The 3,069-nt window shown below is 78.1% G+C and carries 1 protein-coding gene and 1 pseudogene; both read left to right on the forward strand.

The features are described 5' to 3' along the window. A pseudogene (locus tag L1885_RS26300) lies at positions 1-2,310 on the forward strand (hypothetical protein); the annotation flags it as partial. A gap of 251 nt (positions 2,311-2,561) precedes the next feature. Further along, positions 2,562-2,960 (forward strand): SH3 domain-containing protein, encoded by a 399-nt coding sequence (locus L1885_RS26305; protein WP_235799660.1) that lies wholly within the window; start codon positions 2,562-2,564, stop codon positions 2,958-2,960. The last annotated feature ends 109 nt before the right edge of the window (positions 2,961-3,069 follow it).

Here is a 3,069-nt window from a genome sequence, read left to right on the forward strand (position 1 = left end):
GGCGGGGCGGACGCCGGGGACGCGGGGGCCGGCGGGGCGGCCTTCCGCGAGGCCCTGGCCGCCGGGCTGATCCGCGTGGTCGAGGACCCGGAGCAGGTCCCCGCGGCCGTCGCCACCGGCCCGGTGCGGGTGCGCGCCGACGCCCCGTTCGTGCTGCGCCGCGACGGCGGCACGCACGTCCTCGCGCTCACGGCGCACGACGGCCTGACCGGGACCCGGGCGCCGATCGTCTCGCTCGGCACCGACGACTGGACGACGCAGGACAACTTCTCCTGGTCCGAGTACTGGCGCCAGCTGCACGAGGACGGCTACACGTACGTGCCGTCGGCCGGGCGCAGCGCCTCCGTCGTGATCGAGGGGCTCGCGCGCGCCCCGCGTGCCCAGCGCTGGGACCCCGGGACGGGCGAGCGCACGGAGCTGGACGTCCGGCCGGACGGGCACGGCGGCTTCGGGCTCGACGTGCCGTTCGCGGACGGGGCGGTCGCGCTGGTGGTGTTCGGCGACGGCCTGCCCGCGCCGACCCGCACGCCCCTGGGGCCGCCCGCGCGCGTCCTGGACGTGCCCGGGCCCTGGGTGGCGCACGCCGCCTCGACGCTGGACAACCGCTGGGGCGATCTCGCGGCGGCCGACCGGCCGGGCATCCTCCCGGTCGAGGTGTGGCGCATGGAGCACCGGGAGGGCGACACGGGCGACTGGCGGCCGGTGACCGCCGGCTTCGGCCCGTTCGCCCTGGTGCGCCGGGGAGAGGGGGCGTACGAGCCGGCGCAGTGGTCGCTCTCGCGCGGCATCCGCGACGACCCGGTCCACGACTACCGGCTCGGCCCGAAGGGCTACGTGCCGGAGGACTTCCTCGACGTGCGCGAGGTCCCGGCGGGCGGCGAGGTGGCGGTGCGGACGCACCTGACGCTGCCGGACGCGCCCGGGCCGCGGTGGCTCGCGGTGGGCGCGAACGCCGCGCGGCGCGTGCGGGCCGACGGGCGGGAGCTGCCCGTTCAGGGCGCGGGCCACCAGTCCTTCAGCCCGCTGCCCGGCGACCTGGCCGGGCGCACCGTGGCCCTCGACCTGGTGCTGACGGCCCGGGAGGACGGCCCGGTGCGGGCGTCGTTCGCCGTGGTGCGCGACCCGGACGCGTACCGCAGGCCCGAGTGGATGTCCGCCGACGCGACCGGGGGGCCGGCTCGCGGCTGCGACCTGACCCGGCGCCTGGTGCTGGAGGAGGTGCCCGAGGACGCGAGCGTGCTGGTCGCGAGCGACGGCGCGTGCACCGTGCTGGTCAACGGTGCGGAGGCGGGCCGCCAGGGCGACTTCAACCCGTACCCCGGCCACCGGGAGGTGCGGGTGCACCCCTACGACCTCGGGGCTCTGCTGCGCGTCGGCGAGAACGTCCTGACGCTGCGGCTGAGCGACCCGGCGGGCGGCCCCACCGCCGCCGCCCTCGATTCGGCGCCCGCCGCGCGCGGCGGCCTCGGTCTGCTCAGCGACGCCTCCTGGACGGCCGGCGGCAGCGGCGAACCGGTCATGCTCCGCCCCACCCACCTCGGCCGCGACCCCCGTTCCCTCTGCTCCTGGGCGCGGCCGCACCCGCTGCCGGGCGCCCACTGGCTGGAGCCGGCGGCGGCACCGGGCACGGTCGTCGAGCCGGTGGTCCCGGACCTGGCTCCGGGCCCGCCGCGCCGGGAGTCGCTGCGCTTCACCGCGCCGCTGGGCGCCACGGCGCTGCGGGTCGCGACCTCCCTGCGCACGACGGTGCTGGTCGGCGGGCAGCCGTATGTGCCGGACGCCTCCGGCCGCGTGGAGCTGCCGGAGCCCGCGGCGGCCGGCACGCGGGTGGTGCTGGCGATCGAGGCCGTCGACGGGCGGCGCGGCGGCGCGCTCCTGGACGGCCCGGTCACGGCGGAGCTCGCCGAGGCGGAGGCACCGCTCGCGAGCTGGGAGGACCTGGGGCTGCGGGCGCTCGGCGGCGCCGTGCGCCACCGGGCCGACCTGCGTCTGGCCGGGCCGCCGGCGGGCCGGGCGGTGCTGGATCTGGGCGAGGTGCGCGGAACGGCGGAGGTCTCGGTCAACGGGGTGCCGTGCGGCGTGCGGGTGTGGGGGCCCTGGACGGTGGAGGTGACGGACGCGCTGGCCGCCGGGCCCAACACCGTCGAGGTGGTGGTGCGGGGCACGCTCGCCGGATACCTCGACGACGCCTCGCCCACCCGGGCCGTCGCGGCGGGGCAGGTGCGGACCGGGCTGTTCGGACCCGTCAGGCTGCTGACGTACGGCGCCGGGTCACCGCCCCCGGCGGCGCCGGAGCGGCCAGCGCCGTGAGGACCCGCCGGGGGCGCACGCGCTCGCGCGTTCGCCCCCGTCCGGGGCCGCGTCCCGGGCGGAGCATGGGCGCGGACACGAAGGCGCAGGTCACGGCGCGTGTCGCGGCCCACGCACCGGATGCCCGCAATCCGACTTTACGCATACTTTTATACAGCCATAAGGGTGAGAAGGCTGTTTCTTGGGGGCGGTCCGGGCCGGTGGCGTGCCATTAAAGAGGGGCACAGCAACTCCAGCGAAAGAAGGACTCCATGCACGCATCGCGTGTGGGGCGCCGGGTCGCCACGACCGTCGCCGGGCTTCTGATCGCGGGCGCGGCCGGCCTGGCCGCCGCCCCGGCGAACGCGGCGTCCCCCGCCCCCGGCGGGCACCCCGCGTCCGCCGCCGCCCAGCCCGCCCAGGGCACGGCCCGGCAGGAGCCGCGCGGCAAGGTCGTCTCGCGCCTCACCCTCTCGATCCGCGAGCGGGCCACCTCGAACTCGCGCTACCTGGGCGGGCTCCAGCCCGGCTCGATCGTCCACCTGTACTGCAAGGTGCGCGGCCAGAACGTCGACGGCAACGACCTCTGGTACAAGCTGGGCGACGGGCGCCCGGGGTACGTGGCGGCCCGCTACGTGCAGAACCTGGACGCCGTCCCCTACTGCCGCTGAGGCAGCCGCACGTACCCGTGCCCCACTGCCGCTGAGGCAGCCGCACGTACCCGTGCCGCGTGCCGCCGGGCGCCCCGCGCGCCCGGCGGCACCGCCGCGTCCGGCCCCG

Origin of the sequence: Streptomyces fuscigenes (genome assembly GCF_021556455.1) — a bacterium.
Lineage (GTDB): Bacteria > Actinomycetota > Actinomycetes > Streptomycetales > Streptomycetaceae > Streptomyces > Streptomyces fuscigenes.